Source organism: Acinetobacter sp. WCHAc060006 (genome assembly GCF_004209135.1).
Classification (GTDB): Bacteria; Pseudomonadota; Gammaproteobacteria; order Pseudomonadales; family Moraxellaceae; genus Acinetobacter; species Acinetobacter cumulans.
Genome location: NZ_SGSS01000059.1, coordinates 1 through 5,366, shown reverse-complemented (window position 1 = coordinate 5,366; position 5,366 = coordinate 1). Strand labels below are relative to the sequence as shown.

General features: G+C 53.4%; 6 protein-coding genes and 1 pseudogene. 4 read left to right on the top strand and 3 right to left on the bottom strand.

Annotated elements, in window-relative coordinates:
- Positions 1-38: 38 nt before the first annotated feature.
- The 3 genes and pseudogenes from aph(3'')-Ib to EXE29_RS17575 all read left to right on the top strand — a co-directional run bounded on the left by aph(3'')-Ib (position 39) and on the right by EXE29_RS17575 (position 1,133).
- Complete coding sequence (aph(3'')-Ib, locus tag EXE29_RS16975) at positions 39-842, top strand: aminoglycoside O-phosphotransferase APH(3'')-Ib (protein ID WP_001082319.1); 804 nt, start codon at positions 39-41, stop codon at positions 840-842.
- A pseudogene (locus tag EXE29_RS16970) lies at positions 842-976 on the top strand (aminoglycoside phosphotransferase family protein); the annotation flags it as partial. The gene aph(3'')-Ib and the pseudogene EXE29_RS16970, both read left to right, overlap by 1 nt.
- Positions 977-983: 7 nt before the next feature.
- Positions 984-1,133 (top strand): hypothetical protein, encoded by a 150-nt coding sequence (locus EXE29_RS17575; protein WP_165382516.1) that lies wholly within the window; start codon positions 984-986, stop codon positions 1,131-1,133.
- Between the two features lie 15 nt (positions 1,134-1,148).
- Here the strand turns inward: EXE29_RS17575 and tet(Y) are convergent, their stop codons facing one another.
- Positions 1,149-2,324 (bottom strand): tetracycline efflux MFS transporter Tet(Y), encoded by a 1,176-nt coding sequence (tet(Y), locus tag EXE29_RS16965; protein ID WP_011931119.1) that lies wholly within the window; start codon positions 2,322-2,324, stop codon positions 1,149-1,151.
- Positions 2,325-2,406: 82 nt separating this feature from the next.
- On the opposite strand from tet(Y), the gene tetR(Y) reads away from it, so the two are divergent.
- Positions 2,407-3,030: a tetracycline resistance transcriptional repressor TetR(Y) gene (tetR(Y), locus tag EXE29_RS16960; protein WP_011931118.1), complete on the top strand. Its 624-nt coding sequence runs from the start codon at positions 2,407-2,409 to the stop codon at positions 3,028-3,030.
- Between the two features lie 63 nt (positions 3,031-3,093).
- Here tetR(Y) and EXE29_RS16955 read toward each other — a convergent pair whose 3' ends face one another.
- Positions 3,094-3,390 (bottom strand): hypothetical protein, encoded by a 297-nt coding sequence (locus EXE29_RS16955; RefSeq protein ID WP_044501921.1) that lies wholly within the window; start codon positions 3,388-3,390, stop codon positions 3,094-3,096.
- A gap of 140 nt (positions 3,391-3,530) precedes the next feature.
- Positions 3,531-5,366, bottom strand: a 1,836-nt coding sequence (locus EXE29_RS16950) for a Tn3 family transposase (protein ID WP_029747036.1), incomplete at its 5' end; no start/stop codon positions are given.

The window sequence follows — 5,366 nt, the reverse complement described above, 5'->3', positions numbered from 1 at the left end:
CACCTCCGCGCTTCATCAGAAAACTGAAGGAACCTCCATTGAATCGAACTAATATTTTTTTTGGTGAATCGCATTCTGACTGGTTGCCTGTCAGAGGCGGAGAATCTGGTGATTTTGTTTTTCGACGTGGTGACGGGCATGCCTTCGCGAAAATCGCACCTGCTTCCCGCCGCGGTGAGCTCGCTGGAGAGCGTGACCGCCTCATTTGGCTCAAAGGTCGAGGTGTGGCTTGCCCCGAGGTGATCAACTGGCAGGAGGAACAGGAGGGTGCATGCTTGGTGATAACGGCAATTCCGGGAGTACCGGCGGCTGATCTGTCTGGAGCGGATTTGCTCAAAGCGTGGCCGTCAATGGGGCAGCAACTTGGCGCTGTTCACAGCCTATCGGTTGATCAATGTCCGTTTGAGCGCAGGCTGTCGCGAATGTTCGGACGCGCCGTTGATGTGGTGTCCCGCAATGCCGTCAATCCCGACTTCTTACCGGACGAGGACAAGAGTACGCCGCAGCTCGATCTTTTGGCTCGTGTCGAACGAGAGCTACCGGTGCGGCTCGACCAAGAGCGCACCGATATGGTTGTTTGCCATGGTGATCCCTGCATGCCGAACTTCATGGTGGACCCTAAAACTCTTCAATGCACGGGTCTGATCGACCTTGGGCGGCTCGGAACAGCAGATCGCTATGCCGATTTGGCACTCATGATTGCTAACGCCGAAGAGAACTGGGCAGCGCCAGATGAAGCAGAGCGCGCCTTCGCTGTCCTATTCAATGTATTGGGGATCGAAGCCCCCGACCGCGAACGCCTTGCCTTCTATCTGCGATTGGACCCTCTGACTTGGGGTTGATGTTCATGCCGCCTGTTTTTCCTGCTCATTGGCACGTTTCGCAACCTGTTCTCATTGCGGACACCTTTTCCAGCCTCGTTTGGAAAGTTTCATTGCCAGACGGGACTCCTGCAATCGTCAAGGGATTGAAACCTAAAGGCAATGATCAGCTCAATTCGAGGACACGAGCAATTATATTTGGACGAAGTTGAACGACGCGCACGCTGCAAAGCTCAAAATTGCCGTGGCACCATGCGCATGGCAATGGTGCGTCTTGATGAACTCAGCGGTTTTATTGGCGGGATTGCTTGATCTCCCGCCAAGATTTTAAGATCGCAATAAACTGGCTGACTGGCGCAATAATGGTATAGCAATAAGATAAAGGCTTGCTGCGACGAGCCAAACCCAACCATCCCACTGCCCCGCGGTTAAGCCATAAAGCGTCGTAAATCCGACCGGCCCGATAATCGAGGTTATATTCGTCAACCCCGTTAAAGTTCCCTGTAAAGCACCTTGTTTTTCATCGCAAACAAGACCTGAAATAATGGCCTGCAAAGCAGGCATACCAATGCCGCCTGTGGCCAGCATAAAAATTGCCGGCAGAACCATCCAGCTTTGCGTGATAAAAGCCAGCAATAAAAACCCGCACATATCAGCGCCCATTCCAAGCAGCAACACACCGCGGTCACCCAGTCGCTTTGAAAGAGTGCCGGTTAAAACAGCTTGTACGAATGTATGTGCTGCACCAAAAACGGCCAGCGACACACCTGCTGTGCCAATATCCCAATTCAAGCGCTGTTCGCCATAAATCACCCACAAAGCGGCGGGCGCCTGCCCAATCAGCTGCATAAGAAAAAACAACGCAAAAAAGCTGGCAAGTCCCTGAACTGCAAAATTGAAGCGAAAGCCTTCAAACAAATTGATTTTGGCTGGCTGTCCTTCAGGCGGTTGTGACGGCGTTTTGGGCAACAAGAAAGCCACCAAACAAAAGGCAATTGCATTGAGAAGAGCCCCTGCCACAAAGGGCGCATGCACAGATATATCACCAAGAACACCGCCAATAGCAGGCCCTGCAATCATACCTGCACCAAAACACGCCCCCATAAAACCAAACCAACGCGCACGTTCTTCCTGTTTAGTTGTATCAGCGATAATTGATGCCGCGATTGCACCAGTTGCTCCGGTAACACCTGAGATAATCCGGCCGATATAAAGCACCCATAAAACAGGCGCTGCCGCCATTATGCTATAATCAATCGTGGCACCTAAAAATGAAACCAGCAAAATAATCCGCCGTCCATAGCGGTCAGATAACCGCCCTAAAACGGGCGCGCAAAAGACCTGCATAAACGCATAAAGCGATAAAAAAACACCATAGTGAAATGCTGTTTGCTCTGCCGGTACAAATTCATTTAATAAAGCCGGAACCACCGGCATGATTAATCCCAAACCAATCGCATCAAGCGCGACAACAATGAGTGCGGTTATAAGTGATTTTGACATAGATGTGACTTTTATTTATCATTGATAAGTTGGCGATAATAAACTTTATCAACGATAAATTGTCAAGAGGTAATGCAATAAAATGACCAAATTGGATCGTGAGACCGTTATTCAGGCTGCACTTGAACTTCTCAACGAAGTCGGTGTTGACAATTTAACAACGCGAAAATTGGCCGAGCGCCTGAAGGTGCAGCAACCTGCTCTTTATTGGCATTTTCGCAATAAGCGCGCCCTGCTTGATGCCTTATCTGAAGCCATGTTAGAAAAAAATCACACCCGCACCGTGCCTCAGACAGGAGAAGACTGGCGTGTCTTTTTAAAAGAAAATGCACTCAGCTTTCGTAGCGCACTGCTTTCTTATCGTGATGGCGCACGCATTCATGCGGGCACACGCCCAACCAGTGCGCAATATGAGCGCGTGGAAAAACAGATCAGATTTTTATGTGAGAGCGGATTTGAACAGCCCGATGCCGTACGGGCATTAGTGATTGTCAGTCATTATACGACGGGCTCTGTCAGTGAGCAGCAAGCAGCCCTCGAAGATAGTTCTGAACGCAAACAAGCCTCAAAAGAAGCCCCTGCACAGCCATCACAGTTTCTATCTCATGCCTTTGATACATTCGATGCGGAAGGTGCCGATTTTGCCTTTGAATATGGATTGGATGCTTTAATTTCCGGTCTGGAAATGAAGAAAGCCACAAAATAACTTAGCAGATGCAACATAAAAAAGCCCCGCAAAGCGAGGCTTTTAAAATGATTAACTTAAAGATTATGCTTTTGGTGCAGCTTTTGGTTTGCGTGTTGAATAGACGACAAAGAACCCTGCAACCAAACCATAACCAAGCCATTTAAATGGCAGTATATCCGCATCTTCGCTGCGGATTGCACGTACCGCAACCGTGCCCGGACGTGTTTCCACACCCGCTTTACCACTGCTTTGAGCCGCTTCAATCTGATCAGGTGAGACGACCCATTCACGGCCTGTATATTTATCATAGGCCATAAAACCAAAGCCCACGATGAGTGCGGTGATTGCGCCTGCAATCAAACGAATGCGCATATTCATATCAAATTTCCATTATTTAATCTTGTTCAGCTTTTAAGCTGACAACAGCAAAAACATCAATTAGCAAAGCCGATCACTTATTATTATCTAATTCAAAATCACAAAATGGGGTCGTTTGCGGGAGGGGGCGGAATCCTACGCTAAGGCTTTGGCCAGCGATATTCTCCGGTGAGATTGATGTGTTCCCATCCGAGCGGCGAAACATGGGCCAAGAGATCGGGCGATAGCAGCTTTCCATCGCGTTTCTGGTTTGCAACGACCTCGCCGAGCTTCATGGTGTTCCAGAAGATGATGATGGCGGCGAGCAGATTCATGCCGGCGATGCGGTAATGCTGGCCTTCGGCGGAACGGTCGCGGATTTCACCGCGGCGGTGGAAGCTGATTGCCCGCTTCAGCGCATGATGAGCTTCGCCTTTGTTGAGCCCGATCTGGGCACGCCGTTGGAGTTCGGCATCCAGAATCCAGTCGATCATGAACAGGGTGCGCTCGACGCGACCGACTTCCCGCAGGGCTGTCGCGAGCTCGTTCTGCCGCGGATAGGAGGCGAGTTTCCGCAGAATCTGGCTTGGCGCGACGGTCCCGGCAGCAATGGTGGCGGCGATGCGCAGGATGTCGGGCCAATTGCGCTCGATCATGGCTTGGTTGACCTTTCCGCCGATCAACGCTCGCAGGTGCGCCGGGGCGGCCGACGGATTGAACGCGTAGAGCCGTTTGGATGGCAGGTCGCGGATGCGCGGAGCGAACCGGTAGCCGAGAATGGCACATGCGGCAAAGACGTGATCGGTGAAGCCGCCCGTGTCGGTGAACTGCTCGCGGATATGGCGTCCAGCATCGTTCATCAGCAGGCCATCGAGGATGTAAGGCGCTTCGCTTGCCGTTGCAGGAATCACCTGGGTTGCGAACGGCGCATATTGGTCGGAGACGTGGCTATAGGCTTTCAGGCCCGGGGTATTGCCATATTTCGCGTTGACCAGGTTCATGGCCTCACCTTGCTCTGTAGCGACGAAGAACTGTCCGTCGCTCGAAGCCGACGTGCCCATGCCCCAGAACCGGGCCATGGGTAACGCTGCCTGTGCCTCGACCACCATGGCCAGCGCCCGGTCATAGGCTTCGCCCTCGACATGCCACCGTCCAATGCGGATCAATTCCCAGAAGGTGTGGGTGTTTGTCGCATCCGCCATTTTGCGCAAGCCGAGGTTGATCCCTTCCGCCAAGATAACGTTCATTAGCCCGATCCGGTCAGCGCAGGGTGCTCCTGTGCGCAGATGGGTGAACGCTTCGGTGAAGCCGGTCGCCGCATCCACCTCCAGCAGGAGATCGGTGATGCGCGTGGGCGGGATCTGCTTGTAGAGATCGAGCACCAGATCTTCGGCGCCTGTCGGCGCGGCGGCTTCGAGTTTCTCGATATGCAGAACGCCGTTTTCAATCGACCCGCCCGGGATCGTGCCTGCGCGAGCGGCACGGCCAAGCTCGCGCAACCGCATGTCGAGGCGAGCTTGCCGGTCTGCCAGCCATTCCTCCGGCCGCAATGGCACAGCGAGACGACCGCCTTCCGCGATGGATTGTGCCGGAACGAGTGCGTGTTTCAGATCGCCATAGCGCCGGGACCTAGTAAGCCAGACATCTCCGGAGCGGAACGCATCGCGCAGATGGAACAGCACCGCGATCTCCCATAGGCGAGCGTCGCCAGCCCTCTGGGCCCGAAGGTGGCGATGCCATTTCGAGCTGGGCCGCAAGAAGCTGGTCATCGCGGCATCGTTCAAACCGGTACGAAGGGCCGTCACCGCTTCCAGAAGCGGCAGTGCAACGGGCGCAGCTCGCAGATCGAGCAGGCGCAACATGCGTGGAGCGTATCGGCGGAAGCGGTGATAACCGTCGAGCACATGATTGAGCGGATCGTCGGCCATGGTGGCGGTCAGCCTGGTTGCCATTGCAACAAGGGTTTTTAAGCCGTCCCACCCTGACCCACTCGCGAT